Consider the following 26461-nt stretch of genomic DNA (forward strand, 5'->3'; position numbering starts at 1 on the left):
ATGCCTGCCTGCCGATGATCGTCGGCTATCCCTGGGCACTGGGTTGGGTGAGCTACCGGCTGGCGCAGGAGCTGTCCCGCCGTAAGCAGGAACTGGAGCTGCTCAACAAGCAGGACGGCATGACCGGGCTGCACAACCGCACGCACTGGGATCTGCTGCTGCAACGGGAATTCGCTCGCTGCAAGCGGAGTGGCGCCGCGGCCAGCCTGGTGATGATCGACCTGGACAACTTCAAGGCGATCAACGACCGCTTCGGCCACCAGGCCGGAGACGAGATGCTCCGCCAGTTCTCCGGTCTGCTGGCGCGAACCATCCGTACCAGCGACCTCGCCGGTCGTTTCGGCGGCGACGAATTCGGTATCCTGTTGCCCGATACCTCCCCCGAGCAGGCCCTCGAACTGGTTCGGCGGCTGCAGGAGCGGCTGCACGACATGCAGGCGGGTGGGCCAGGTGAGCGGCAGAAGGTGCGCGTGGGCCTGAGCTGCGGCATCGCCGGCTTCGAACGGGTCTACGATGACGTCGCCCACTGGCTGCAGGCCGCCGACTTCGCGCTCTACCGCGCCAAGGCCCAGGGGCGTGGTCGGGCGGAGGTAGCCGATTCCCAGGGAGTGCTGGCATGACCCCGGCGATAGAACTGCTCAAGAAGAGCAAGGTGCCCCACGAGGTGCTGAGTTACCACCATGATCCCAAGGCCGCCTCCTACGGCCTGGAAGCCGCCGAGAAACTCGGCCTGGCGCCCGCGACGGTGTTCAAGACCCTGCTCGCTGCCAGCGAGAAGCTGGAGTTGCTGGTGGCTATCGTCCCCGTCGCCGGCACCCTGGACCTCAAGGCCCTGGCCCAGGCCGCCGGCGTGAAGAAGCTGGAGATGGCCAAGCCCGACCAGGCCCAGCGCAGTACGGGCTACCTGGTGGGTGGCATCAGCCCGCTGGGGCAGAAGAAACGGCTGCGGACCTTCATCGATGAGTCTGCGGTGGAGTTGCCGAGCATCCATGTCAGCGCGGGTCGTCGGGGCCTGGAAGTGGCCCTGGCGCCAACGGATCTGGCGCGCCTGCTGGACGCGCCCTTCGTCCCCATCGGCAAGGTCTGAACGCCTGCCTATCAGGTAGCGTGGAAAGCCGCATGGCGTTTTCCACGCGTGCTCTCGCTGATGGTGGACAAGGCTGCGCCGTTGTCCACGCTACGAGGTGTGGCTTGCCGGGCCTGGGTGGCAGGTGGCGTGCTCCACCGCATCCCGGCGCTAGGCTATCCCGTAGCTCTCACGCAACTGCCGCCGATAGCGCTGATAGGCCGCCTCGTACTGGGCGACGCGGGCGGTATCCGGTTCGGCACGGCTGGCCGGGTCCAGATGCACGCAGCGCTCGGTGAGGCTGTCCAGGGATTCCGGTCGGCCTTGCTCACGACTCCAGCACCAGGCGGCCTGTAGCGCGCCGCCCAAGGCTGCGGCTTCGCCGTGGACCGGGCAGACCACCGGTGTATTCATCAGGTCGGCGATCAACTGGCGCCACACCGGACTCCTGGCGCCGCCGCCGATAAGTCTCAGGGTGTCACCGGGCATGCCCAGGTCGCGCAGCAGGTCGAAGCCGTACCTCAGGGCGAAGCTCACTCCCTCGACCACCGCCCGGCACAGGTTGGCGCGAGTCAGGTTGGTGGCGGTGAGACCGTGCAGGCTGGCGGTGGCAGTGGGTAGCGCTGGCACCCGTTCGCCATTGAGGAAGGGCAGCATCAGCACCCCCTCGGCGCCGACCGGCGACTCTGCCACCAGGCGGGTGAATTCGGCGAGATCCAGACCCAGCAGTTCGCAAAGCTGACCGCTGGCGTTGGTCAGGTTCATGGTGCAGATCAGTGGCAGCCAGCCACCGTTGGACGAGCAGAAACCGGCCACCGCCGAATGCTCGCTGATACGGGGCTCGTCCGAGTAGCCATAGAGGGTGCCCGAGGTGCCCAGGCTCAGGGTGATCTGGCCAGCGCGGCTGTTACCGGTGCCCAGGGCACCCATCATGTTGTCGCCACCGCCACTGGACACCAGCGCCCGGGGATTGATACCCAGTTGGCTGGCGACTTCCGGGCGCAGGCGGCCGACCGGCTGGTCGGCTTCGATCAGCGCCGGCAGGGCGCGCTCCAGGCGACCGCTGGGGTCGATATGGCGCAGCAGTTCCAGGTCGTACTGGCGCGTACGCACATTGAAATAGCCGGTGCCCGAGGCATCGCCATACTCGGCCACGGCCCGTCCGGTCAGCCAGAAGTTGAGGTAATCGTGGGGCAACAGCACCTGGGCGATCTGGGCGAATACCTCCGGGTGCTGCTCCTTGGTCCAGAGCAGCTTGGAGACGGTATAGCCCGGAGCGATGGCCAGGCCCAGGCGCTCGATGGAGCCCTCCACACCGCCCAGGTATTCCAGCAGCCGCTGGTTTTCCGGGGTGGATTCGGTGTCGCACCAGAGCTTGGCCGGACGCAGCACCTTGCCGCTGTCGTCGAGCAGCACCAGGCCGTGCTGCTGGCCGGAGACGCCGAGGCCGAGGATGTCCTGGCCATCGCTGCCGGCCTGGACCAGGGCGGCGCGGGTGGCCGCCACCAATGCCCTGATCCAGTCCGCCGGATTCTGCTCGCGGCGGCCATTGGCGCCCTCGGTCAAGGGATGAGGCGCACTGCCTTCACCCAGTACCACGCCACGCTCGGCATCCAGGATCACCGCCTTGGTGCCCTGGGTGCCGCAGTCTATCCCGAGAAACTTCATGCCTGGCCGCTCCTTATTGTTGTTGGGGCCGGTCGGAAAAATCGCCGATGCGGGCAGTTTTCACCGAAGCCTAGTCGCCTAGCAGGGTCTGTAGCGTCGTGCTGACCCCATGGGTACGCAAGTTGTACAGCTGCCGTTCGAAGGCGGCAACGAAGGCCGCGGATTTCGGGATGTGCTTGCCAAAGATTTCCTCGGCGCCCAGCAGGCGCTCGGTGAGGTTCTTCTGATCCTGCACCAGTTCCTCGCAGTAGTTGGCGCGCGGATCGGGGATGCGATAGGTCGCCCCGGTCTCGTCCACGCCGCGCAGATAGACCGCCCAGGCGGCCACCACCAGGGCGGCGCGGTCCAGGTCCTGGCCGTCTTCGATCAGCCGGTTGATGGTCGGCACGGTGAACTTGGGAAACTTCGACGAGCCATCGGAGCAGACCCGCTCCAACTGGTCGGCGATGGCGCGGTTGGAGAAGCGCTCGATCAGGGTGTCCTTGTAGTCGGTGAGGTCGATACCGGGCACCGGCGCCAGCTGGGGCGTGACGTCTTCATCCATGTAGGTGCGGATGTAGCGCACGAACAGGGGATCGGCCATGGTCTCGTGGACGAAGCGGTAGCCCTTGAGGAAGCCCAGGTAGGTGAGTGCCAGGTGGCTGCCGTTGAGCAGCTTGATCTTCATCTCCTCGTAGGGGGTGACGTCGTCGGTGAACTGCACGCCGACGTCCTGCCAGGCCGGACGGCCGGCGACGAATTTGTCTTCCAGCACCCATTGCAGGAAGGGCTCGCAGACCACCGGCCAGGCGTCCTCGATGCCGTGTTCGGCCAGCAGCGCCTCGCGATGGGCCGCGCTGGTCATGGGCGTGATGCGATCGACCATGGCATTGGGGAAGCTGACGTGCTCGGCGATCCAGCCGTGCAGCTCTTCGTCCACCAGGGCGGCATAGGCCAGCAGCGCCTTGCGGGTGACCTGGCCATTGTGCGGGAGGTTGTCGCAGGACATCACGGTGAAGGGCCCGGTGCCCTCGGCGCGGCGCTTGGCCAGGGCCGCCAGCAGGAAGCCGAAGACGCTGCGCGGATCACCCGGATGCTGCAGGTCGTGTTGGATCAGCGGCAGCTTGAAGTTGAATTCGCCGGTGCTGTCATCCATGCAGTAGCCGCCCTCGGTGATGGTGAGGGAGACGATGCGGGTGCTGGGGTGGGCCAGCTTGTCGATCAGCGTCTGGGTGCCGTCCTCGGCCAGCAGCATGCCGCTGATGGCGCCGACGACGCGCACCTCGGTGTCCGGCTCATCGGCCAGCACCACCTGGGTGTAGAGGTAATCCTGGCCGGCCAGTGCATCACGCATGGCGCGGTCTTCGGCGCGCAGGCCGACGCCGCAGATGCTCCAGTCCAGGTCGCGGCCCTGGCTGAGCAGGGCCTCGGTGTAGATGGCCTGGTGCGCACGGTGGAAGCCGCCGACGCCGATGTGGACGATGCCCTGGCGCAACTGGCAGGCGGCGTAGCCGGGCTTGGCGATGTAGTCGGGAAGTTGTTCGAGATGCTGGCGATTGAGTTTCACGATGGCGATCCTGCAAGGCGACGCCCCGGGTGCGCGCAAGGCGCCGGGGCAGGAAAGGGGAGAGGGGTCAGGCGGCTTGGCGCAGCAGCGGCGCCACGGCGCGGCCCTGGTCATCGAACAGGTGGCAGAACTCCACATCCAGCGCCAGGCGCTGGCGTTCGCCATAGGCCACCGCGCAGTCGCCCGGCACGCGCACGGTCAGCGGCTCCTCGGCTTCGGTGACCATGTGACAGTAGGTGTCGCTGCCCAACCGTTCGGCCACGTCGGTGATCACCGGCAGCTGGCCGTCGGTGGCCAGGCGCAGGTGTTCGGGGCGGATGCCCAGGGTCACCGGGCTGCCGACCGCGAGGCCATCGCCACGCCGCGGCAGGCGCAGCCGCGGCCCGGCATCCAGCGTGACCTCGACGCCCTGGGCGTCGGTGGCGGCCACCTGGCCCTTGAGGAAGGCCATCTTTGGCGTGCCGAGGAAGCCGGCGACGAAGAGGTTGGCCGGGTGGTGATAGAGCTCCAGCGGCGAACCGACCTGTTCGATGCGGCCACCGTTGAGCACCACCACCTTGGTCGCCAGGGTCATGGCTTCCACCTGGTCGTGGGTCACGTAGATCATGGTGGCCTGCAGTTCCTGGTGCAGGCGCGCCAGTTCCAGGCGCATCTGTACGCGCAGGGCGGCGTCCAGGTTGGAGAGGGGTTCGTCGAACAGGAAGATCTTCGGCTGGCGGACGATGGCGCGGCCGATGGCCACCCGCTGGCGCTGGCCACCGGAAAGCTGGCGCGGCTTGCGCTCCAGCAGGGGCGTGAGTTCGAGGATGCGCGCGGCATCGCTGACCTTGCGCTCCACTTCCTGCTTGTCGACCCTGGCCAGGTCCAGGGCGAAGGACAGGTTCTTGCGCACGCTCATGTGCGGATAGAGGGCGTAGGTCTGGAACACCATGGCGAGATCACGCTTGGCCGGCGAGACCTCGGTGATGTCGCGCCCGTCCAGTTCCAGGGTGCCGCTGGTGACCTCTTCCAGGCCGGCGATGAGCCGCAGCAGGGTGGACTTGCCGCAGCCGGACGGGCCGACGAAGACCACGAATTCGCGGTCGTTGATGTCCAGGTCGACGCCCTTGATGATCTCGATGGCATCGAAGCCCTTGCGCAGGCTGCGGATTTTCAGATTGGCCATGATGGGAATCCTCTTGTTATATGAGCCGTCGCTGCGCGTCGCGAGCGAAGGCGAGACAAGGAGGAAGGTCGCGAGAAAGCGCAGTTTACGAGTGTAAATGAGCATTTCGAGCGACCTTCCGACGCCGGATCGGCAAGCGCAGTAGCGCAGCGACGGCTCATTTCACGGCGCCGAAGGACAGGCCGCGTACCAGTTGTTTCTGGCTGATCCAGCCGAAGATCAGGATGGGTGCGCAGGCCAGGGTCGAGACGGCGGAAAGCTTGGCCCAGAACAGGCCCTGGGGGCTGGAGTAGGAGGCGATCAGCGCGGTGAGGGGCGCTGCGTTGGAGGAGGTCAGGTTCAGCGACCAGAAGGCCTCGTTCCAGCACAGGATCAGCGACAGCAGCATGGTCGAAGCGATACCGCCCTTGGCGATCGGCAGCAGCACCCGGACGATCTCCTGGTAGGTGGTGGCGCCATCCAGGCGCGCCGCCTCGAGGATGTCCTTGGGGATGTCCTTGAAGTAGGTGTAGACCATCCAGACCACGATGGGCAGGTTGATCAGGGTGTAGACGGCGATCAGCAGCAGCTTGCTGTCCAGCACCTCGAACTGCTTGGCCAGCAGGTAGATGGGGACCAGTACGCCAACCGCCGGCAGCATCTTGGTGGAGAGCATCCACAGCAGCAGGCGCTGGGTGTGGCGGGTCTCGTGGAAGGCCATGGAGTAGGCCGCCGGCAAGGCCAGCAGCAGGCTGATGAAGGTAGCGCCGAAGGAGATCACCACCGAATTCAGCGCGAAGTGGAAATAGTCGCTGCGCGCCTGGATGGTCAGGTAGTTCTCCAGCGTCGGCATGAAGAAGAATTGCGGCGGCGTGGCGAAGGCGTCGATCTCGGTCTTGAAGCTGGTCAGCACCATCCAGAAGATCGGGAAGAACAGCAGCAGCGCCACCAGCCAGGCGAGCAGGCCCAGCAGCAGGCTCTGCAGGCGCCGGGATTGCTTGAGCGTCAGCATGTCAGGGTCCTCACTGTTGGGTCAGGTTCTTGCCGAGCATCCGCACCAGGATGATGGCGGCGATGTTGGCGATGAGCACGGCGATCAGGCCGCCGGCGGAGGCCAGGCCGACGTCGAACTGCAGCAGGGCCTGGTTGTAGATCAGGTAGGCGAGGTTGGTGGAGGCGAAGCCCGGACCGCCACTGGTGGTGGTGTAGATCTCGGCGAATACCGACAGCAGGAAGATGGTCTCGATCATCACCACCACGGCGATGGGCCGCGCCAGGTGTGGCAGGGTCAGGTGCCAGAAGATCGCGAGCGGACCGGCGCCGTCCAGGCGGGCCGCTTCCTTCTGCTCCTGGTCCAGCGACTGCATGGCGGTCATCAGGATGAGAATGGCGAAGGGCAGCCACTGCCAGGAGACGATCAGGATGATCGAGAGCAGCGGATGGCTGGCCAGCCAGTCCACCGGGGTGGCGCCGAACAGCTTCCACACCGCGGCGAGGATGCCGGAGACCGGGTGGAAGATCAGGTTCTTCCAGATCAGGGCGCTGACCGTGGGCATGATGAAGAAGGGCGAGATCAGCAGAACCCGCACGATGCCGCGGCCGAAGAATTCGCTGGCCTCCAGCAGCGCCGAGATCAGCACGCCGAACACCACGCTGATCGCCAGGACGCTGCCCACCAGCAACAGGGTGTTGGTCATGCCGGGCCAGAAGCCGGCATCGGTGACGAAGTATTCGAAATTTTCCAGGCCGACGAAGGCGTGCTCGCCGGGATACAGCAGGTTGTAGCGGATCAGCGAGAACCAGATGGTCATGCCCAGGGGCACCAGCATCCACACCAGCAGCAGGGCGACCGAGGGGCTGATCAGGAACCAGCCCGGGCTGGTGCGGCGACGTTGACGGCGCACAGGGGCGGTGGGGGTATCGACGACGGGCGTCTTGAGCGTGGAAGTCTGCATGGCGATGCTCCGCAAGGCGGGGGCCGAGGCGGGTCCCTGGCATCGCGTGAAGCCAGGGGGCGGGTCAGGCGGGGAAAGCCGCGAAGCCGGGTGATCGCGTGCGGCGGTACCCGGCGCCGAGGATTACTTGGGATAGCCGGCGCGTTTCATTTCCCGGGCAGTGGACTGCTGTGCGGCCTGCAGGGCCTGCTCGACGCCCATCTGTCCGGTGAGGGCGGCGGCGAACAGCTTGCCCACCGAGGTGCCGATGGCCTGGAACTCGGGAATGGTCACGTACTGAATGCCGACATAGGGCACCGGCTTGGCCGAAGGATGCGCCGGATCGGCATGCTGCAGCATCTCCAGAGAGACCTTGGCGAAGGGCGCCGCATCCATGTAGGCCTGGCTGTAGGTGGACTTGCGGGTGCCCGGCGGCACGTTGGCGATGCCGTCCTTGTCCGCTACCAGTTTGGCGTAGTCCTTGGAGGTGGCCCAGGTCACGAAGGTCTTGGCCGCATCCTTGTGTTTGGACGTCGCCGGGATGCCCAGCGACCAGGCGTACAGCCAGGACGAGCCCTTGTCGGTGACCTCCCGCGGCGAGGCGGCGAAGCCGACGCTGTCGGCGACCTTGCTCTGGCTCTTGTCCATGGTGAAGGAGCCGGCCACGCTGGCATCGACCCAGATGGCGCACTTGCCGCTGTTGAACAGCGCCAGGTTCTCGTTGAAGCCATTGCTGGACGCGCCGGGCGGGCCGTACTTCTTCATGTTGGTGACGTAGTAGTTGGCCGCCGCGGTCCATTCCGGACCGGTGAATTCCGGCTGCCACTTCTCGTCGAACCAGCGCGCGCCGAAGGCGTTGGCCATGGTGGTGACCAGCGCCATGTTCTCGCCCCAGCCGGCCTTGCCCCTCAGGCAGAGACCGTATTGGTCCTTGTCCGGCTGGTGCAGCTTGCCGGCGAATTCGGCGATCTGCGTCCAGGTGGGCTGGGCGGGCATGGTCAGGCCGGCCTGCTGGAACAGATCCTTGCGGTAATAGGTGATGGAGCTTTCGGCGTAGAAGGGCAGGGCATAGAGGGTGCCCTTGACCGACAGGCCCTCACGCACGGAGGGGAAGAGGTCTTCCAGGTCGTAATTGGCGGGCAGATCCTTCATCGGCTCCAGCCAGTTCTGGGCGCCCCAGAGGCCGGTTTCGTACATGCCGATGGTGAGGACGTCGAACTGGCCGCCCTGGGTGGCGATGTCGGTGGTCAGGCGCTGGCGCAGGACGTTCTCTTCGAGTACCACCCAGTTGAGCTTGATGTCCGGATGCTGTTCTTCGAAGGTCTTCGACAGCCGCTGCATGCGGATCATGTCGCTGTTGTTGACCGTGGCGATGGTGACCGTCTCGGCGGCCTGCAGTGATAACGAGAAGGTGAGGCCGGCAGAGAGGGTGACCGCGGACAACAAAAGCGCTCTGGGTGTTGTTTTCATCGTGCACTCCGCGTCCTGTGCAAAAGCAGCGGACGTCTTTCTTGTTGTTGTAACCCACCGCGCAGCCCGTGGTGACGGCCTTGCAGCGGAAGCCATGGAGGGATTACAGCCCGATGCCGCGCGGGAAACAAATGCTCGAAGACACCAAAAGCTATACTTTTTTGCACCACGTTCCGTGGGGAGCCGGGTGCCGGAACCTCGTCGTCCCCGCGTGCGTCAGAGACGTTCGGCCTTGACCTTGGTGATGCCGTCCTCGCGATACAGCTGCAGAGTGCCGGGCGTGGACTCGATCACCCGCTCGTTCTCCAGGAGGAAGGAGTAGACGTTCGAGGGACTGCCCGGTGCGCGCAGGTTGCGGTACTCGTAGACCACCAGGGAGTCCAGTTGCGAGACATGCTGGGGCGTGCCGAAACTCTGCCGGAGCTGCTCCTGGGTCCGACCGCCGAACTGGGAGGGATCGGCCGGTGGCGAAGGCGGCGTCGAGCTGCAGCCCGACAGGACGGCGAGCATCAGAACGAGAGAGAGGCGTTTCATGGCAGCTCCGGAGGGACACGTCAAAAAGGCAGTCGAATAAGCTGCCTACAGAACCAGACGGACCTGCGAAAAGCCGATTCATTCCCACCGGCGCACGAAAATGCAGCGCAGTGCCGCGTCATTCGTCGGCGCCTGGCAGGCGCACCTCGGGTGGGCATCAAAAGACCCAGCGCCGCTCCTGGGCGAGCGGCTGGCGTTCGTTGAGCCAGCGAGCGTCTGCTCCGACGGCTCTGTCGCTTGCCGTACGCGAATCGGTAGCCGGAGCGAGAGGATGGGCGGGAGTGGTGACCTTCAGGCTGAGTTCCGCGAGCTTGGGCGGCGGCAGCATGGGGAAGGAAGCGGCCTGGGCACCGAAGGTAGCCAGCAAGGCGAGGGGGGTGACCAGCATATGAATTCCCATTCCTTGGGTCTCCTGGTAGATCCGAAGTCCGAATCTACCACTCCCCTGGGAGATTGGTTCCCGAATAGTTAGACCTTAACGCGCAAATGTGACTGGCTTCCCGCTCCGGATCGTAAAGGCGTCACGCCGCTGGTGATCCGGTATGTAGCAGGTGCCGAAGGCTCAGCAAACCGGACTGGCTTCGCTGTGCTTGGCGGCCAAATAGGCGAACAGCGTCCGGCTGTCGGACACTAGGCTCAGCAGCGTCTGACCGGCCTGGGACTCCTGGCGCAGCAGCACCTTTTCGCCCTGCGGGTTCAGATAGAGGGTGTACTCCGGCGTGCTGGACTGGGCTTTGAAACCTTCGCCCATCAAGGCGCTGCCCAAGGCCATCCGCTGCGGCATGTCACACACGCCCTGCCATTGGAAGGCGCGGATACCGAGGTTTTCCAGGCCTTCGGCCACCGGGCAGTCGATGACCAACGGAGGATGATCGAACAGGGGAAACTCTTTCGCCAGCAGCTCGAGATAGCGCTCCAGGCATTCGAAGTGCTGTCTGGGAATCAATCGGCGCAGCTGCTGCAGCTGACCATTGCCTTGGAAAAGCGAAGTCTGGGCGGTCATGGCGTCCTCCGGGTACATCGAGCGCTCAAGGGTTCTGACCGGCTGTCAGCGGATTTGGTGCGATCCACCGACGCATTTCGCCGTATCGACTACGAGTAACCGACAGCCTGCAACAGGGAGATGACATGGGAGTGACCATGCCCTTGAGTCCGACTTCAGGGCCGCCGCCAGCTGGACCGCTCCGTTGCACGGCCTCTCGGCCGGCGAGGGATTCTTTTCCCTGCGTCGAGCTGGCACCCTGATCTCTTTACAGCCACAGGAACGCCCATGACCAGCCTCGACCCCGCCATCGCCGCCCGCTACCTCGCCGTCCAGGAAATCGCCCGGGAGGCGGCTCAGCGTGGCCTCGACTTCTATCGTCAGCGTGGCGCCCTCCAGGTGGACCACAAGGGCGACGACCTGCAGGACGTTGTCAGCATCGCCGACAAGACCCTGGAAGAGCTGATCCGCCAGCGCCTGAGCGAGCGTTTCCCCGCAGACGGCCTGCTAGGCGAGGAGGGCGGTGCCACGGATCTCGCTGCGCCTTACCTGTGGGTCATAGACCCCATCGACGGCACCGCGCCCTTTCTCAACGGCCTGCACAACTGGTGCGTCTCCATCGGTCTGATGCATGACGGCGAGCCGCTGCTCGGGGCCATCGCCGACCCCAATCACGACGAACTCTTCCATGGTCTGCGCGGCCACGGCGCCTTCGTCAACGACCAGCCGCTGCGCGTCCACGCCGCCACCGACATCCGCCAGGGACTCACCGGCCTGGGCACCACCCACCGCCGCGGCAAGGAACACTTCCTGCCCTTCGTTACCGGCCTGCTGGCCGAGGGCGGCCAGTTCTTCCGCAATGGCTCGGGGGCGCTGATGACCGCCTACGTGGCGGCCGGACGCCTGATCGGCTACTACGAAACCCTGATCCATGGTTGGGATTGCCTGGCCGGTCTGGTCCTCATCCAGGAGGCGGGCGGCCGCCACAATGCCTTCCTGCGCAACGACGGCCTGGTCAATGGCAATCCGCTGCTGGTCGCGGCGCCGGGCGTCTACGACCAGCTCGCCGCCCTGGTCGGTCCCTCGCTGGACGGCTGAACGCGCCGGCCACCTGCTGCCGTTTGCAGGATGATCGCTACGGGAGCAGGTCCAAGCCTGGAACAGGGCAATGGGAGACGAAGATGAACGCCAGGCTGATGGGTACGCTGTTGGCTACCGTGTTGGTGTTGCCCGGCGGGGCCCACGCGGCCGAGGCCAAGGGATGCGCCGCGAAACGGCTCGACCTGGAGCGCCAGATCGCCACGGCCGAGGCCCAAGGCAACAGCGGGCGCGTGGCGGGGCTGCGCCAGGCGCTGAGCCAGGTGCGGGCGAACTGTACCGACAAGGGGCTGCGACAGCAGCGTCTCGACGACATCCAGGAGAAACTCCGCCAGGTCGGCGAGCGCGAGCGGGAGTTGCGGGAGGCACGCGCCGAGGGCGACGCCGACAAGATCCAGAAGCGCACCGACAAACTGCGTGACGCTCGCCGAGAATTGGCGGAGGCGCGTGCCGAGCTGCAGCGCTGAGTGGCTTCAGCGCTGGTCCTGGCGATAGGTGCTCGGTTGCCAATAGTCCTTCAACAGCAGATGCAGGGGGCCACGCCAGCCGCGTTTGCGCAGCTGCCAGGCGATCAGTACGTTCATGATCCCGTGGCCCATCAGCAGTACCGAACCATGCCGCTCGGCCAGTTCGATCAGTCGCTCGGCCGCCTCGCTCGCCCGCACGGACGACCTGCCGATGGACTCGGTGTGGGCGGCGAAGCCCAAAAACCACGCCGAGCGAAACAGCAGGCGCCAGGCCTTCACCGGTAGCCGGGGTACGTCCAGTTCCAGATAGGGTAGGTGCGCTTCCGCATAGACCTCATCGGTGGGACTGTTCGCGTGTCCTACCAGATACTCCAGCGAACGCACGCAACGACTGATCGGGCTGCTCAGGACCTGGCCCGCCTGCTGCGCCAGCTGGCGGGTCTCGGCCGGCACCCGGTCGCCGGGTACCGGGGCCTGCTGATAGCGGGCTACCCACTCCTTCATCTCCCGGGGCGTGCAGCGGGCCTTGCTGGAAAGGTCGGGTTTGCCGTGACGGACCAGGATGATATGCATGACGCCTGCCTTGGAAAAGATGGACTCTAGACCGCAGCCGCGGGTTTTCGTCTCGAACCGGCATGAACCTGGCGATGATGGCAGGTTGCCACTCGTGCCCTTCGGCTTGCCGCTTGGCTTTTTTAACTATAAAAAGTGATATGCATCACGAAAATGGCGACATAGAGGCTGTCTCCGGATTGCTGTCCCAGCCAGACTCTTGGCTCTCCGCCGGTCAGGGCCCAAGCCCGCGAGCCGTGCCGAGCCCCTCTGTCTTGGGACAAGGACGCCATGAGAAGACCTTTGTTCGCTTCGCTGTTGCTCCCGCTGTGGATGTTGGCAACCCCCCTGTTCGCTGCCGAAGACGGCCATGTGGCGTTGATCAAGAGCGTGTCCGGTAGCGTCAGGATAGTGCGTCAGGCGACGACCCTCGACGCCCACGCCGGCGACACCCTGCAGGTCTCGGATCGCCTGCAGGCCGGGCCCGAGGCTACCGCCGCCATCGTTTTCATCGATGGCACCTTGCTCACCCTGGGCAGCGGCGCCGATATCCAGCTGCGGGATTACGTCTTCGAGCCGCGCAGCAGCCACTATGGCTTTTCGCTCTATCTGCACAAGGGGGCGGCGATCTACTCCTCCGGCAAGATCGGCAAGGTTGCCCCGGAATCGGTGAAGATCGAGACACCCACCGCCACCATCGGCGTGCGCGGCACCCGTTTCCTGGTCCAGGCACAATGAAGGCTTCCTTATCCGGGCCGTCATCCCGTGGTCGCCTGGCCGGCGTCCTGCTGCTGGCCCTGCTGACGGTGGGCTGCGCCAGTCAGCCCCAGACCCGCGTGGTTCTGCTGCCTGACGCCGACGGCCACGTCGGTGCGGTCTCGATCGCCAATGCTGCCGGGCAGCAGGCGCTGGACCAGGGGTTCGCCGAGGTCACCGTCAACGGGCCGGGAACGGCGCCGGCGCCATCCCGTGCAGTGGAACGGGCGACCTTCGAGCAGCAGCACCGCATGGTCCTCGCCGCCGAGCCCTCGCCACCCCGGACGTTCGTCCTCAATTTCCTGTCCGACAGCATGGAGCTCACCGCGCAATCCAAGGCACTGCTGCCCGAGGTGTTGGAGACGGCGCGCCAGCGGATGCCCACCGAGATTTCGGTGTTCGGTCATGCCGATGCGTCCGGCACCGCCGCCTACAACCTCGACCTGTCCGCCCAGCGTGCGCGCAAGGTCGCCGGTTTGCTCCAGCGCCTCGACCCCAGGTTGCCCATCAACGTCGAATTCTTTGGCGACAAGGTTCCGCTGGTGCCCTCTCGCCCTGGTAAGTCCGAACCGCGCAATCGACGGGTCGAGATCCTGATCCTCTAGAGGCCGATGCATGAATTCCGTCGCCTCCGTGCTGCGTCGCCGGGCACCCTGGATGTTCGCCCTCAGTCTCGGGCTGTCTCTGGTCTTCGGCGTGGGCGCCTTGCTCGACGTCGCTCCGCTGCAGCATCTCAATCGTCTCTCCTACGACCAGCTCAGCCGGTTCTTCACGCTGGACCGGGACGCTACCCGGGTCCAGGTGGTCAGCATCGATGAGGCCAGCCTCGCGGCCCTCGGCCAATGGCCCTGGCCGCGCTATCGGGTAGCCGAACTGTTGAGCCGGGTCGCCGAAGCCCAGCCGGCGGCGATTGCCGTCGACATCCTCTTCAGCGAGCCCGACCGGACCTCGCTCAAGGCGTTGCAGCAGACCTTCCAGGACGATTTCGGCGTGCAGCTGAGCTTTTCCGGCGTGCCTGCGGACCTGCAGGACAACGACGGCTACCTCGGGCACGTCATGGACCAGGTAGGGGCGGTTGGCGCGCGCTTTTTCGCCCTGGACAAAAGCTTCTCCGTCACCGGCGGTCTGCGTACCGGCGTCGGCTTCGAGGGGGCGCTCGATGCCCTCCACCTGCCCGAGGCCAGTGGCGTGCTGGACAGCATCCCCGCCATCGCCAGCCAGACGCGATTCAGCGGCTTCATCAACAGCCAACGCGACAGCGACGGCGTCGTGCGCCGGGTTCCCCTGCTCATGAGCCATCAGGGCATCGTCCATCCGAGCCTGGCGCTGGCGGCCACCATGCGGGCGCTCGGCTTGACCCACGGCGTGATCGAGTCCGGCTTCGTCGGACCGAGCCTGCTGCTCGGCCATCTGCGCCTGCCCATCGACGATCAGGGCCAGGCCTTGCTGCGGTTGAATGCCGATGCCGAGCGCTATCCGCGCTCTTCCGCGCTGGATGTGCTCAGCGGTGCCCTGCCGGACGGCGCGCTCCGTGGGAAGATCGTGCTGGTGGGCGTCTCGGCGGCGGGCTTCAACGATTTTCATACCACTGCACTTGGGCAGGTCTTTTCCGGCGCCCGCTTGCAGGCGGCCCTGGCCCAGGATCTGCTGGACGCCAGCCTGGTGCGGGTCCCGCGGTTCGCCGGTCCGTTGCAGCTGGCGCTCTGCCTGCTCTGCGGCCTGCTGCTGTCGTTCGGCTTCTTCGTCAATCGCAGCCAGGGCCGCTTCGCGCTGCTGGCCACCACCCTGATCGTCGCGCCCCTGCTGGTCGGCACCTGGCTCTTCGGCGCGTATGGCATCTTCATGCCCCTGGCCGGCCCGTTGCTGCTGGTGGTGGTGCTCTCCGGGCTGGCCATGGTGACGCGGATCGTGGTTGCCCAGCGCCACGAACAACGCTGGCGCAAGCGCCTGGAGCGCTCGCGCCAGGTCACCATCGAGTCCATGGCCGCGGTGGCCGAGACCCGCGATCCCGAAACCGGCGCCCACATCAAGCGCACCCAATACTATGTGCGCGCCATCGCCGAGGAGTTGCGCCGCACGGGTCAGGATCCGGACCTCCTGACACCGGAATACATCCAGCTGCTGTTCCTCTCCGCGCCCTTGCACGACATCGGCAAGGTCGGGGTACCCGATGCCATCCTGCTGAAGCCTGGTCGACTCACCGCGGAAGAAATGGCGGTGATGCAGAAGCACGCCGAGTTCGGTCGACAGATCATCCTGAATACCGCCAGCCACCTGGAGGACGACAACTTTCTCGCCCTCGCCGCCGACATCGCCGGTACCCATCATGAAAAGTGGGATGGCACGGGTTATCCCAACGGGCTGGCCGGCACCGACATCCCCCTGTCCGGGCGCATCATGGCGGTGGCTGACATCTACGACGCCCTGATCAGCCGGCGTTGCTACAAGGAGCCCTTCAGCCACGAGCACTCCCTGGAACTCATGCGTGGGCTAAGGGGCAGTACCTTCGAGCCGCGGATACTGGATGCCTTCCTGGCCATCGAGCCGCAGATCCTGGCCATCGCCAAGCGTTTCCGCGACGAAAGCAGCGGCACCCGCCGCCTGCTCTGAGCCAGTCCTGCAGGCGGCGATCTCCCGACAGTCCTTCGGCAGTGGACCCAGGGGAGCATGTCGGCAATGTTCGCCCCAACGCCAGGTGACCGGCACGTGAAGGTACCCAGGCGCCTACAGGCAGCACCGCCAAAAATGGACCAAGATGGCCATGTAAAGCATTCGCACGACGAATCGGGGATGGTCTCCATGGCTAGGAAAGATCCCTGTGTGACAGATCAGGCTTTCAACTCAGGCACCAACTCCATGCAGCTGGCCTTGACGCTGGGATAGGCCAGGCATTTCTTGCCCAGTCGCTGCTGGGCGGGCTGGTCCTTGAGTTGCCGTGCAACATTGATCTTTTGCAGGATGAACATTTCTTCGGAACCGAAGTTTCGCTCGCCTTGATCGATCAACGCCTGCGCGCCCTGAGGATCGCCGCTGTTCAGGCGTACGGAAATCGCCAGCTCGTACAGCTCCGGACTTGCGAGATGCCAGTCCTCGATGGCCTGCAGGGTCGCCGCCGCCTGCCGCCGATTGCCCTGCGCCAGCTGAAGATTGAAGGCTGCACGACGGATGCCGGGTTGGTTGGCCACTGGCGATGACAGGGCTCGCTCGACCAATGCTTGGGCACCTCGCATATCCTTGCGCTCCAGCGCCACATTGGCCCCATAGGCATCTCGGTAGGCATCGAGCGCGGCCTGTACCTGAGGATCGTCGCGCAGGCGCGCCCAGCGCGAGCGTTCCACCTGGGCGCGCCGCTCTGCCCGATACTCCCGCTGCAGGTACTGACGCAGATCCTTGTCACGTTGCGCGGGTGACATGTGCGATCGCTGCAGGTAGTCACTGGCAGTGGTAATGCCTACCAGCACGCCCTGATTGAGAAAGGTCTGAGCTTCCTTGAGCACCCCGTCCACATCCAGCTTGTTGGCTGCCGAGCTCAGGCCCAGCTGGCGCTGCTGGAGAAAGGTAGTCATCAGCGGCGTCTGCTTGCCCTGGTAATCGTCCAGGCGTTGCAGGCTATGGCTGGCTGCCCGCGGGGCATAACCGGCGCGGATCAGCAGGTCGGCACCGAGCAGGTCGGCCTGGTCTTCCTGAACACGGCCCCAGGCAGTGTTCCAGACGTTGTCGGAAAAGCTGTTGATCAGGGCACTGTAGAGGAGGGTCCGGTTGATCGTCTTGCCCGTTTCCGCAGGATTCTTCTGGTTGAAACGGACTTGGTCGCCCAGTCGGTCCATGCGGGTATCGGCCACCGTTGCGCCCATGATCGCCAACGTCGCCAACTGAGTGACTGTTTCCTTCTGCTGGATGAACGCCTTGCGTCGGTCATGGTGACGCAGCAGAACATGGCTCATCTCGTGAGCCAGCATGGCAGCTATCTCGTCTTCGCTGGCAACGTTTTCCAGCATGCCCAAGGGTACGAACAGATTGCCGTAGGGATCGGCCGAAGGGCCAAAGGCATAGCTGTCGACCAGCCCGACCTTGAGTGGCGGCAAGTCTCCCGGCCAGCCACGGCCGAGCCTTTGTACGATGCCGTCCAGGTAATCCTGCAGCGGGGGAATGGCGACGAGGTTCTGCTGCCGTACCTCGTTGGCCGGAAGACTTCTGCCATCGTAGCTCAGGCGCAGATTCTCGACGTGCTGGACATCGAGCTGGCGATGGGCGCGAACCTCGGGTTGATCCAGGTAGCGACCCTCGAAGCTGGCATACGTATGTTTTCCCGACAGATTGGCCAGGGCATCGGGCGCGCCTGTGATCGTGCCACAGCCGCTCAGAACGATGCATCCCAGCATGAGCGACAGGGCAGTGCGGGAGGGGTTCATCGCTACTCCTTATTGCAGCCAGCGCCGTAGCCCAGGGTGGCACCGCTGCTGCGGTCGGCCGTACCACTGGCCAACTTGGCGCAAGGCATCCGTACTGCTTCGCCCTGGTTCAGGCGTACGTCCATCCGGTCCAGCCAGACTCGCCGACCATCCAGTTGCACCTCTACCAGATCCAGTTCATTGGTCGCCAAAACGGGCAGCGGCAGCGAGGGCAAACGATCCCGCGACAGGTTGCCCAGTGGTTTACCGTACTGGTCCAGCAGGCTCAAGGGATCGCTTTCGATGGCCACGACCGCGAGGGGAGCCGCCTGGAGTTCCAGGGATACAGCGAGCAGTGCGCTGGCTAGCCAGACTTTGAGCATGATCATTCTCCTTGCCGAGCATGATCTCGGGTCTCCGCCCGAGCCTCGAGGTGGTGACGAAAAAGGGTAAGGCTGAGCAGGCCCAGACCCACCACGTTGAGCGGTGTTAGGCGCAATTGGTAGCAAAGGACCGTGACGATCAGCAGGAGGAGCGCTAGTCCCGTTCTCAGGTAAGTCCGTATGAACCAGCCTTGATCGCGCATCAGGGCGATAGCGAGGATGGCGGCCGCAAAGCACAGGCCGATGACGCTGATCAAATCCAATGAGGTATCGCCCAGGTTTGGCGGATCTCGGTAGTAACCAGTCTGTAAGGTAAGGAGATTGTCCAAGGCCATGGCGTGCTGATAGACCGCCGGGATCTGCCCGTGAACCGGGGAAAAGATGCGGTCCGCTGCGCCAGTGATGTCGGCACCCACCAGCACCAGACGACCCTGCAACACGCTGCGTAGCAGTGCTCGCTCCTCGGGCAGGGTAGTTTCCAATTCCGCCGCATTGAGGGTGAGGGTGTAGGGGCAGGGTAGGGCGGCAGGGCTGGAAAAGCGCCAGAACAGCGCCGACAGCACCATTTGGAAGGTTTCCGCCAGGGCACTGGAGCGCAGTTGGCAATGCTGACTGTTGCTGAGCAGCGGTTGCTGGTCGGCCGTGTGCAGTCCCCATTGCACCGCGATGGGAGGCGCGTCCACTGGCAGCTCGCGCGTCTCGCAGCCCTGCTGTCGTTGGCAATGCTCCTGATAGAGCGCATAGGCAGGTGTGGACAGCGGCTGACCGTCACGGCCGGTTACGGTGAGCGGATAGCGTTCCCCCTGGCCATCCCACTGGACGACGGCAGGCTTCGTCACCGCTGCCAGCGCAGACAGGGTGTCCACCTGATCCGTTTGCGGAAGCGTCTGCCCAGTACTGGCGAGTAACACCGGAATGTCTTGTTGGGTATAACGAGCGAAGACATTGGCCAGCACCTGTGGTGTCTCGTTCGCCCGAGAGTGATCGTGGCTGTACAACAGGTCGACGAACACTGCCTGGGGCCGATAATGCAGCAGGCGCGCCAGCACCTTAGCCTGCTCTTGGTAAGGCAGCGGCCAATGCAGGTCATGACGAAGCAGGAAGGCATCGTCCAGCAACAACAGGACGATCTGTTGCTGTCCACGATCAGGATAGAAGACTGACAACAGGCGATTGAAGAATTGCTCGCTGGCCTTGTCCGTGGCGCTGGAGAGGCCCAGGGGATCGCAGGCCAGGATCATCAGTCCCAGTACACCCAGCAGCAACCGACGACCTAGGCCGGCCGTAGGCCTCGGTGGCACTCCCTCGCACATCAAAAAGCACTCCCTGCTCCAAGCAAGGCCACTCTGCGGCAATAGGCCGTTTTTTGCAAACTCCGTCACATTTGCGCTGTCTGGGGACCGTTCGCCAGACCTCCTGGCTTTCCCTTGCCAGCCTGGCACCGCTTGGATTCCTCCGTCGTATTGGCTGCAATGGCTATGGAATAGGCAGCCTTTATCCACTGTGCGTTGTTACCCCGCGGTGGCACTGAGAGCCTGTTCGAAGTCTGCTGTGCGTCAGTCAACGACGTTGAAATGGTTCGGAATGCTCATTCAACTCCCGCAAAAACGGCTTCCTCAGCCATTTTCGCCTTGTTTGGTCGTAGCTCGTGGGACTTCTAGGCTCTGTACGAAAAATACTGGCGCAGACAGCGCAGCGTGCAAGCGAGCGTGACCATCGCCGCGAAACTTTTTGCCAGCTTGTCGTAGCGAGTGCCGATCCTGCGACTCTCCTTCAGCCAGCCGAACATCGGTCAGCAGGGGGCGGGACCGGCTCCTACACGTGCTCGAAACACTGCGGCCCTACAGCCTGCCCCCTGCTGCTCTCACCTCCATCCTAACGGCAAGCCAAGACACAAGCGGCCCATGGCCGCGATAAAAGATCAGATGAGATCCGTAGCGTAGAAAACGGTACGGCCTTTTCCTCTGGAGGCTTCCTGCAAGGCGGCCCTCACCCCAACCCTCTCCCGGAGGGAGAGGGGGCGCTTCGAGCAGATGTCGTCTTCGGTGGCTCAGGCGAAGACAGTTGCTCCTACGGTTCAGTGTAGGAGCGGCCCATGGCCGCGATAGCACAGGTGCGCCTACTCGTTCCGCCCCAGCCGCTCCACCTCCTGCAACCAGCGCAACCGCTGTTCCTCGTCGGCCGCTCGTACCGGCGAGTACTCGTGCACCTGCAATACCTGTATGCCACAGGCTTCGAGACCTTCCTGGATACCCTGGCGGTGGGGCGCCTGGTTGCGCAGGCGTTGCCAGGGGGAGGGCGGGGTGTCGGAGGTGACCAGCAGCTCGGCACTGCGTCCGGCCAGCAGGGGCTCACCGCCCCAGGTCTGGTCGCGCTGGGCGAAGGCGAAGCCCGGTTGCAGCACCCGTTCGAGAAAGCCCGCCAGCAGCGCCGGCAGGCCGTTCCACCACACTGGATAGATGAACACCAGGTGCTCGGCCCAGTGGATCTGCCGCTGGGCCTCCAGCAGGTCCGGCTCCAGCGTCTGCGAGAGGTCATAGCCCTCGCGCAGCACCGGGTCGAACTGGGCCTCGGCCAGTTTCAGCTGGCGCACCACCTGGCCACTGGCCTGGGCGCCCTGGACATAGGCATCGGCCAGCGACTGGCAGAAACTGGTGCGCTTGGGATTGCCCTGGATGACCAGCAGCCGCCGGCCATCTCCTTCCAGCGGCGTGGCGCCGCGGGCTTCAGCCACGGCCACCAGCTTCCAGCATGGTTTCCGGACGGACCCACTCGTCGAACTGGGCATCGGTCAGGTGGCCGAGTTCCAGCGCGGCGGCGCGCAGGGTCTTGTTCTCGGCGTAGGCCTTCTTGGCGATCTCGGCGGCCTTGTCGTAGCCGATGTGCGGATTGAGCGCGGTCACCAGCATCAGTCCCTGCTCCAGGTGCTCGGCCATCTTGTGCTCGTCCGGCTCCATGCCAGTGACGCAATGGGTGTTGAAGTTGCGGCAGCCATCGGCCAGCAGGCGGATGGATTCCAGCACGTTGTGGGCGATCACCGGCTTGTAGACGTTGAGCTGCAGATGCCCTTGGCTGGCGGCGAAGCCGACGGTGACGTCGTTGCCGATCACCTGGCAGGCCAGCATCGACAGGGCCTCGCACTGGGTCGGATTGACCTTGCCCGGCATGATGGAGCTGCCCGGTTCGTTGGCCGGCAGCTTGACCTCGGCGAAGCCCGCACGCGGACCGGAGCCCAGCAGCCGCAGGTCGTTGGCGATCTTCATCAGCGCCACGGCCAGGGTTTTGAGGCCGCCGTGCAGGGCCACCAGCGGTTCATGGCCGGCGAGGGCGGCGAACTTGTTCGGCGCGGTGACGAAGGGCAGGCCGGTGAGTTCGGCGATTTCCTTGGCGATGGCTTCGTCGAAGCCCTTGGGCGCATTCAGGCCGGTACCCACGGCCGTGCCACCCTGGGCCAGCTCCATGACCGCCGGCAGGGCGTTGCGAATGGCCCGTTCGGCCAGATCCAGCTGGGCGACGAAGGCCGACAGTTCCTGGCCGAAGGTCACCGGAGTGGCATCCATCATGTGGGTGCGCCCGGTCTTGACCAGGTGCTGGTAGCGCGCGGACTGTAGCGCCAGGCCGCCGGACAGCTCGGCGATGGCCGGCAGCAGATCGTTCTGCACCGCCAGGGCCGTGGCGATGTGCATGGCGGTGGGGAAGCAGTCGTTGGAGCTCTGGCCGCGGTTGACGTGGTCGTTGGGATGCACGGGCTTCTTGCCACCCTTGCCGTTGCCGGCCAGCTCGTTGCTGCGGCCGGCGATGACCTCGTTGACGTTCATGTTGCTCTGGGTGCCGCTGCCGGTCTGCCAGACCACCAGGGGAAACTGGTCGTCATGGAAGCCGTCGAGGATCTCGCTGCTGGCCTTCTCGATCAGGGTGGCGACGTCTTCGGGCAGTTCACCCAGGCTCAGGTTCACCCGCGCCGCCGCCTTCTTCACCGTGGCCAGGGCATGCACCACCGCCAGCGGCATGTGCTGGTCGCCGATGGCGAAGTTCTCCAGCGATCTCTGGGTCTGGGCGCCCCAGTAGACGTCGTCGGCTACTTCGATGGGGCCGATGCTATCGGTTTCGGTGCGGCTCATGGCGGTCTCCATAGCTAAGGTGGGTCCAGCTAACTTGGGCAGCAGGTTAGCGCCAGGGTTCCCAAATGGGAAGTATTCTCAAGTAATGGGTCGTCCACGATAAATTCAGGCCAGGTTCAGCCGCCCTATGGCACACTCGCGGTCCATTTTCAGCCTCCTGAAGGATGCCCATGAAGAAGACCCTCCGTACGCTCGGCGCTGTCATCGTCCTCGCCAGCGCCAGCAGCTTCGCCCTGGCCGATGCCAAGAGCCACGCGGCCGACGCGGAGCGCTTTCTCAAGCTGGCCAACGCCGACAAGCTGACCACTCCGGTCTACGCCCAGGTGCAGCAACTCTTCGCCCAGCACTTCGAACAGGCCAAGGCGCCCGGCAAGAAGGCTGTGCTGGAAAGCTACACCGCCCGTGCCAATCAGGCGCTGGACAGCACCATCGGCTGGGACAAGATCAAGCCCGACATGGTCAAGCTGTACACCGACACCTTCACCGAAGACGAGCTGGAAGGCCTGATCAAGTTCTACCAGTCCGACCTGGGCAAGAAGATGCTGGTCACCATGCCGCGGCTGTCCGCCCAGTCCGCCGAGCTGACCCAGGCCAAGCTGGAGCAGGCGGTACCCAAGGTCAACGGTATCCTCGCCGAGATGGACAAGGAGCTGGGGGTCAAGCCGCCGGCAGGTGCCGCCAACGGCGCTCCGCCCGCCAAGCGCTGATCCCGCCTTGCCCGCGAAGCCCGGACCCGTTCCGGGCTTCGTCGTTTCCGGGCCGACGGGGCGATTCCGACCTGAGCGCGAGCCCGTTAGAATGATGGTTCTCACAAATGAGGTAGCCCCATGAGCATGCGCGAACGTATCCAGTCCAGCCTGGGCCTGTTGCAACCCGAGCACCTGGAGGTGGCGGACGAGAGCCACATGCACAGCCGCGGCCAGGAGACCCACTACAAGGCGGTGGTGGTCAGCCAGCATTTCGCCGGCCTCAACGCGGTCAAGCGCCACCAGAAGGTCTACGGCACCCTCGGTGAGCTCATGGGCCAGTTCCACGCCCTGGCGCTGCATACCTACACCCCGGAAGAGTGGGCCGCCCAGGGCCAGGCCCCGGATTCGCCCACCTGCCGCGGCGGCAGCCAGCACGACCTGGCGGGCTGATCTCAAGGCGCCACTGTTCGGCGCCTCGCTAATTGGTTAAAATTTGACCGACGCCGGCATCCTTGCCGGCGTTTTCGTCTAACCGGTCCGCCCTTTGCGAGGGCGACCCCTGGGAACTCGAAGATGACCGACAAGATTGTCGTGGCGGCCTTGTACAAGTTCGTCACCCTGGACGACTACGTCCAATTGCGTGAACCCCTGTTGCAGACCCTGCTGGCGCACGACGTCAAGGGCACCCTGCTGCTGGCCGAGGAAGGCATCAATGGCACCGTCTCCGGCAGCCGTGCCGGCATCGATGCGGTACTCGACTGGCTGCGCGCCGATCCGCGCCTGGTCGACATCGACCACAAGGAATCCTACTGCGCCGAGCAGCCCTTCTACCGCACCAAGGTCAAGCTGAAGAAGGAGATCGTCACGCTGGGCGTGCCCGGGGTCGATCCCAACCGGCGGGTGGGCACCTACGTCGAACCACGCGACTGGAACGCCCTGGTCGACGACCCCGAAGTCCTGGTGATCGATACCCGCAACGACTACGAGGTGGGCATCGGCAGCTTCAAGGGCGCCATCGATCCCAAGACCAAGAGCTTCCGCGATTTTCCCGCCTACATCCGCGGACACTTCGATCCGGCCCGGCACAGGAAGGTCGCCATGTTCTGCACCGGTGGCATCCGTTGCGAGAAGGCATCGAGCTTCATGCTCCAGGAAGGCTTTCCCGAGGTGTTCCACCTCAAGGGCGGCATCCTCAAGTACCTCGAAGAGGTGCCCGCGGCCGAGTCCCGCTGGGAAGGCGAGTGCTTCGTCTTCGACAACCGCGTCACCGTGACCCATGACCTCGCCGAAGGGGTCTACGACCAGTGCCATGCCTGCCGCACGCCGGTCTCGCCGGAAGACATGCAGTCGCCGCACTACAGCCCCGGCATCAGTTGCCCGCACTGCTGGGATTCGCTGTCGGAGAAGACCCGTGCCGGCGCGCGCGAGCGGCAGAAGCAGATCGAACTCGCCCGGCTGCGCAACGAGCCCCATCCCATCGGCCGCGATCCGCGGCTGAACGTTACACTCCACCCCGAGGAGGTCTAGGATGCCCTGTCGCCTGCTCTATGTGATGGACCCCATGTGCTCCTGGTGCTGGGGCTTCGCCCCGGTGGTGGATCATCTGGCGCAGCGGGCGGCCGAGCAGGGCATTCCCCTGCGCATCGTGGTCGGCGGCCTGCGCCGCGAGCGCGTGGCCCAGGACGCCGCCAGCCGGGTGCGTACCCTGGCCTACTGGCAGGCGGTGCAGGAAACCACCGGCCAGCCCTTCGCCCTGGACCAGGGACCGCCGGAAGGCCTGGTGTACGACACCGAGCCGGCCTGTCGCGCCCTGGTCGCTGCCCGCCAACTCGACGAGGAGGCCGTCTGGGACCTGGCCAAGCGTATCCAGCAGGCCTTCTACGTCGAGGCGCGCGACGTCACCCAGCCGGCGCTGCTGGTGGAACTGGCCGAAGCCTGCGGCCTGCCGCGCATCGAATTCGCTCCGCTGTTCGATGGCGAGCCGGCGCACCGGGCTACCCAGGCGGACTTCGACTGGGCGCTGAACCTGGGCATCGCCGGCTTTCCCACCCTGCTGGCCGAGCGCAACGGCCAGTTGGCCCTGATCACCAACGGCTACCAGCCGCTCGCCGAGCTGGAACCCCTGCTGGACGCCTGGCTGACTCGCGGCGCGCAACCGGCGTGACCCTGGTCATCGACGAGCGCCTGACGCTACCCGAGCAGGACATCCAGCTCACGGCGGTACGCGCCCAGGGTGCCGGTGGGCAGAACGTCAACAAGGTCTCCAGCGCCGTCCACCTGAGATTCAACATCCAGGCGTCGTCGCTGCCCGAGCCGCTCAAGGAGCGCCTGCTGGCCTTGCGTGACCAGCGCATCAGCCGTGACGGCGTGGTGGTGATCAAGGCGCAGCAGTACCGCACCCAGGAACAGAATCGCGCCGATGCCCTGGAACGCCTGGCCGCGTTGATCGCCGCCGCCAACGTCCAGGAAAAGGCGCGTCGTCCGACCAAGCCCACCTACGGCTCCAAGCAGCGCCGCCTGGAAGGCAAGTCGCGCCGCAGCGGTCTCAAGGCCAGTCGCGGGCGGGTGGATTTCTAAGAGCCTGTTCAAAGTCTCGCGAGCTAGAGGCAAACAAGGCCTGGGCGGCCCCGCGAAAGCACCTGAGAAAGCGCAATTTACGAGTGGTAAATGAGCCTTTCGAAGGCCTTTTCAACGCCGTCTGGCCGACGCGCAGCAGATCGTGAACAGCTTCTAACCGCGTCAGCGCGGCGTGGCGCTGTCATTCGCCAGCGTCTTCAGCCACTCGCCGACCGCCCGAAGGGCGGCGTCCGTGCGATTGCGGGTCGGCATGACCAGGTAGTAACCCCAGTCGCTCTGGACAGACCCGGCCACGACCTGTAGCAACTGACGTCTTTCCAGGGCCTCGCGGACGAAGCAGCGATTGACCATGGCTATACCCTGACCGGCCAGAGCAGCGTCTATGGCCAAGGCGGCCTGGTTCATGTGCAGTTCCCGGTGCACCGGTTGGCCGTCCAGCACCGCTGGCCAATCGGCCTGGCCGTCGTTGAGCAGGGCATGGCGGGCAAGCGTCACCGCATCCAGGGGCAGGGGCTGGGCGCCGATCAGCGCAGGGCTGGCCACCACGATCAGCTCGGCGAAGAGGAAGTCTGCTGTCACGCCGCGCTGTGTGGGCTGGCGGGTGAGGCGTATCGCCACATCGACGCCATCCCGGGCGAAGTCCACCAGGACATCACTGGCCTGCACCCGCAGATCGAGGTCGGGGTGGGCCTGGGCGAAGGCCGGCAGTTGCGGGATCAGGCATTTGGCGGCGAAGGTGGGGGTCACGCTCACCGTGATCACCCGCTTGCGCGACAGCAGCGCGTCGGTGGCCTCGCGCAGCAAGGCGAAGGCGCGCTGCACGTCCTGGAAGTAGGCGCGACCGCGCTCGCTCAGTTGCACACCCCGTCGCTGACGCAGGAACAGTGGAAAACCCAGGCGTTGCTCCAACAGGCGCACCTGCTGGGCAACCGCCGCCTGGGTGACGGAAAGCTCCTCGGCGGCAGCCTGGAAGCTGCCGCGCCGTCCCGCGGCTTCGAAGGCGTGCAGGGCTTTCAACGGGGGGAGGCGCTGGCTGGTCGTCATGGTCGTCCTGACCCTAGTTCTGCTATTGGCTGGATTTAG

The 26461-nt window shown here is 65.1% G+C and carries 28 protein-coding genes and 1 pseudogene; 12 read left to right on the forward strand and 17 right to left on the reverse strand.

Annotation, left to right across the window (positions count from 1 at the left end):
- The first annotated feature begins 14 nt into the window (after positions 1 to 14).
- Positions 15 to 620: a GGDEF domain-containing protein gene (locus AR540_RS25820; RefSeq protein ID WP_177339277.1), complete on the forward strand. Its 606-nt coding sequence runs from the start codon at positions 15 to 17 to the stop codon at positions 618 to 620.
- On the forward strand, positions 617 to 1087 hold the full coding sequence (gene ybaK, locus AR540_RS22665) for a Cys-tRNA(Pro) deacylase (protein ID WP_059232228.1): 471 nt from the start codon (positions 617 to 619) through the stop codon (positions 1085 to 1087). The genes AR540_RS25820 and ybaK overlap by 4 nt, the downstream gene beginning before the upstream one ends.
- A 150-nt stretch (positions 1088 to 1237) precedes the next feature.
- Here ybaK and xylB read toward each other — a convergent pair whose 3' ends face one another.
- The 9 genes from xylB to AR540_RS22710 form a co-directional block, all read right to left on the reverse strand.
- A complete protein-coding gene (xylB, locus tag AR540_RS22670; RefSeq protein ID WP_059232229.1) occupies positions 1238 to 2734 on the reverse strand; it encodes a xylulokinase in 1497 nt (498 codons plus the stop codon).
- Positions 2735 to 2804: 70 nt separating this feature from the next.
- Positions 2805 to 4280: a mannitol dehydrogenase family protein gene (locus tag AR540_RS22675; RefSeq protein ID WP_059232230.1), complete on the reverse strand. Its 1476-nt coding sequence runs from the start codon at positions 4278 to 4280 to the stop codon at positions 2805 to 2807.
- 67 nt (positions 4281 to 4347) lie between these two features.
- Complete coding sequence (locus tag AR540_RS22680; RefSeq protein ID WP_059232231.1) at positions 4348 to 5445, reverse strand: ABC transporter ATP-binding protein; 1098 nt, start codon at positions 5443 to 5445, stop codon at positions 4348 to 4350.
- A 157-nt stretch (positions 5446 to 5602) separates the two neighbouring features.
- Positions 5603 to 6436, reverse strand: coding sequence for a carbohydrate ABC transporter permease (locus AR540_RS22685; RefSeq protein ID WP_059232232.1), 834 nt, complete (start codon positions 6434 to 6436; stop codon positions 5603 to 5605).
- Between the two features lie 10 nt (positions 6437 to 6446).
- A complete protein-coding gene (locus AR540_RS22690) occupies positions 6447 to 7379 on the reverse strand; it encodes a carbohydrate ABC transporter permease (protein ID WP_059232233.1) in 933 nt (310 codons plus the stop codon).
- A gap of 123 nt (positions 7380 to 7502) precedes the next feature.
- Positions 7503 to 8828 (reverse strand): ABC transporter substrate-binding protein, encoded by a 1326-nt coding sequence (locus AR540_RS22695; protein ID WP_059232234.1) that lies wholly within the window; start codon positions 8826 to 8828, stop codon positions 7503 to 7505.
- Between the two features lie 216 nt (positions 8829 to 9044).
- Positions 9045 to 9362 carry a hypothetical protein gene (locus tag AR540_RS22700; protein ID WP_059232235.1) on the reverse strand — a complete coding sequence of 106 codons (318 nt, stop codon included), beginning with the start codon at positions 9360 to 9362 and terminating at the stop codon, positions 9045 to 9047.
- Between the two features lie 157 nt (positions 9363 to 9519).
- On the reverse strand, positions 9520 to 9750 hold the full coding sequence (locus AR540_RS22705) for a hypothetical protein (RefSeq protein WP_059232236.1): 231 nt from the start codon (positions 9748 to 9750) through the stop codon (positions 9520 to 9522).
- Between the two features lie 174 nt (positions 9751 to 9924).
- Positions 9925 to 10365 (reverse strand): hypothetical protein, encoded by a 441-nt coding sequence (locus AR540_RS22710; RefSeq protein ID WP_059232530.1) that lies wholly within the window; start codon positions 10363 to 10365, stop codon positions 9925 to 9927.
- A gap of 267 nt (positions 10366 to 10632) precedes the next feature.
- Between AR540_RS22710 and AR540_RS22715 the strand changes: the two genes are divergently transcribed.
- A complete protein-coding gene (locus tag AR540_RS22715) occupies positions 10633 to 11442 on the forward strand; it encodes an inositol monophosphatase family protein (protein WP_059232237.1) in 810 nt (269 codons plus the stop codon).
- A gap of 83 nt (positions 11443 to 11525) precedes the next feature.
- Positions 11526 to 11909 carry a DUF1090 domain-containing protein gene (locus AR540_RS22720; RefSeq protein WP_059232238.1) on the forward strand — a complete coding sequence of 128 codons (384 nt, stop codon included), beginning with the start codon at positions 11526 to 11528 and terminating at the stop codon, positions 11907 to 11909.
- Between the two features lie 6 nt (positions 11910 to 11915).
- Here AR540_RS22720 and AR540_RS22725 read toward each other — a convergent pair whose 3' ends face one another.
- A complete protein-coding gene (locus tag AR540_RS22725) occupies positions 11916 to 12482 on the reverse strand; it encodes a fructose-2,6-bisphosphatase (protein ID WP_059232239.1) in 567 nt (188 codons plus the stop codon).
- A 270-nt stretch (positions 12483 to 12752) separates the two neighbouring features.
- On the opposite strand from AR540_RS22725, the gene AR540_RS22730 reads away from it, so the two are divergent.
- The 3 genes from AR540_RS22730 to AR540_RS22740 are packed head-to-tail and all read left to right on the forward strand — an operon-like array spanning position 12753 to position 15827.
- Positions 12753 to 13199, forward strand: a complete 447-nt coding sequence (locus tag AR540_RS22730) for a FecR family protein (RefSeq protein WP_059232240.1) — start codon at positions 12753 to 12755, stop codon at positions 13197 to 13199.
- Positions 13196 to 13822, forward strand: a complete 627-nt coding sequence (locus AR540_RS22735) for an OmpA family protein (protein ID WP_059232241.1) — start codon at positions 13196 to 13198, stop codon at positions 13820 to 13822. Before AR540_RS22730 ends, AR540_RS22735 begins: the two co-directional genes overlap by 4 nt.
- Before the next feature lie 10 nt (positions 13823 to 13832).
- Entirely contained in the window at positions 13833 to 15827 is a 1995-nt protein-coding gene (locus AR540_RS22740; RefSeq protein WP_059232242.1) for a CHASE2 domain-containing protein, read from the forward strand.
- Positions 15828 to 16045: 218 nt separating this feature from the next.
- Here AR540_RS22740 and AR540_RS22745 read toward each other — a convergent pair whose 3' ends face one another.
- The 6 genes and pseudogenes from AR540_RS22745 to AR540_RS22770 all read right to left on the reverse strand — a co-directional run bounded on the left by AR540_RS22745 (position 16046) and on the right by AR540_RS22770 (position 22112).
- On the reverse strand, positions 16046 to 17629 hold the full coding sequence (locus AR540_RS22745; protein ID WP_059232243.1) for a M48 family metallopeptidase: 1584 nt from the start codon (positions 17627 to 17629) through the stop codon (positions 16046 to 16048).
- Positions 17630 to 17631: 2 nt separating this feature from the next.
- On the reverse strand, positions 17632 to 17991 hold the full coding sequence (locus tag AR540_RS22750; protein ID WP_059232244.1) for a hypothetical protein: 360 nt from the start codon (positions 17989 to 17991) through the stop codon (positions 17632 to 17634).
- Positions 17992 to 17993: 2 nt separating this feature from the next.
- On the reverse strand, positions 17994 to 19256 hold the full coding sequence (locus AR540_RS22755; protein ID WP_160328356.1) for a CHASE2 domain-containing protein: 1263 nt from the start codon (positions 19254 to 19256) through the stop codon (positions 17994 to 17996).
- A 392-nt stretch (positions 19257 to 19648) separates the two neighbouring features.
- A pseudogene (locus AR540_RS25090) lies at positions 19649 to 19780 on the reverse strand (IS5/IS1182 family transposase); the annotation flags it as partial.
- Positions 19781 to 20110: 330 nt separating this feature from the next.
- The gene (locus AR540_RS22765; protein ID WP_059232245.1) at positions 20111 to 20731 is read right to left on the reverse strand and encodes an NAD(P)H-dependent oxidoreductase; all 621 of its coding nucleotides are present in this window, start codon (positions 20729 to 20731) and stop codon (positions 20111 to 20113) included.
- The gene (locus AR540_RS22770) at positions 20718 to 22112 is read right to left on the reverse strand and encodes a class II fumarate hydratase (protein WP_059232246.1); all 1395 of its coding nucleotides are present in this window, start codon (positions 22110 to 22112) and stop codon (positions 20718 to 20720) included. The genes AR540_RS22765 and AR540_RS22770 overlap by 14 nt, the downstream gene beginning before the upstream one ends.
- A gap of 170 nt (positions 22113 to 22282) precedes the next feature.
- Here AR540_RS22770 and AR540_RS22775 point away from each other — a divergent pair, with 170 nt between their 5' ends.
- The 5 genes from AR540_RS22775 (at position 22283) to arfB (ending at position 25378) form a co-directional block, all read left to right on the forward strand.
- Positions 22283 to 22819 carry a DUF2059 domain-containing protein gene (locus AR540_RS22775; protein ID WP_059232247.1) on the forward strand — a complete coding sequence of 179 codons (537 nt, stop codon included), beginning with the start codon at positions 22283 to 22285 and terminating at the stop codon, positions 22817 to 22819.
- Between the two features lie 120 nt (positions 22820 to 22939).
- Positions 22940 to 23251, forward strand: a complete 312-nt coding sequence (locus tag AR540_RS22780; protein ID WP_059232248.1) for a BolA family protein — start codon at positions 22940 to 22942, stop codon at positions 23249 to 23251.
- 123 nt (positions 23252 to 23374) lie between these two features.
- Positions 23375 to 24328: an oxygen-dependent tRNA uridine(34) hydroxylase TrhO gene (gene trhO, locus AR540_RS22785; protein WP_059232249.1), complete on the forward strand. Its 954-nt coding sequence runs from the start codon at positions 23375 to 23377 to the stop codon at positions 24326 to 24328.
- A 1-nt stretch (position 24329) separates the two neighbouring features.
- The gene (locus AR540_RS22790; protein ID WP_059232250.1) at positions 24330 to 24965 is read left to right on the forward strand and encodes a DsbA family protein; all 636 of its coding nucleotides are present in this window, start codon (positions 24330 to 24332) and stop codon (positions 24963 to 24965) included.
- Between the two features lie 2 nt (positions 24966 to 24967).
- Positions 24968 to 25378 carry an alternative ribosome rescue aminoacyl-tRNA hydrolase ArfB gene (arfB, locus tag AR540_RS22795; RefSeq protein ID WP_059232531.1) on the forward strand — a complete coding sequence of 137 codons (411 nt, stop codon included), beginning with the start codon at positions 24968 to 24970 and terminating at the stop codon, positions 25376 to 25378.
- Positions 25379 to 25540: 162 nt separating this feature from the next.
- Here the strand turns inward: arfB and AR540_RS22800 are convergent, their stop codons facing one another.
- Entirely contained in the window at positions 25541 to 26422 is an 882-nt protein-coding gene (locus AR540_RS22800) for a LysR substrate-binding domain-containing protein (protein WP_059232251.1), read from the reverse strand.
- Positions 26423 to 26461 lie beyond the last annotated feature (39 nt).

This window comes from Pseudomonas sp. EpS/L25 (genome assembly GCF_001512295.1).
Classification (GTDB): domain Bacteria; phylum Pseudomonadota; class Gammaproteobacteria; order Pseudomonadales; family Pseudomonadaceae; genus Chryseomonas.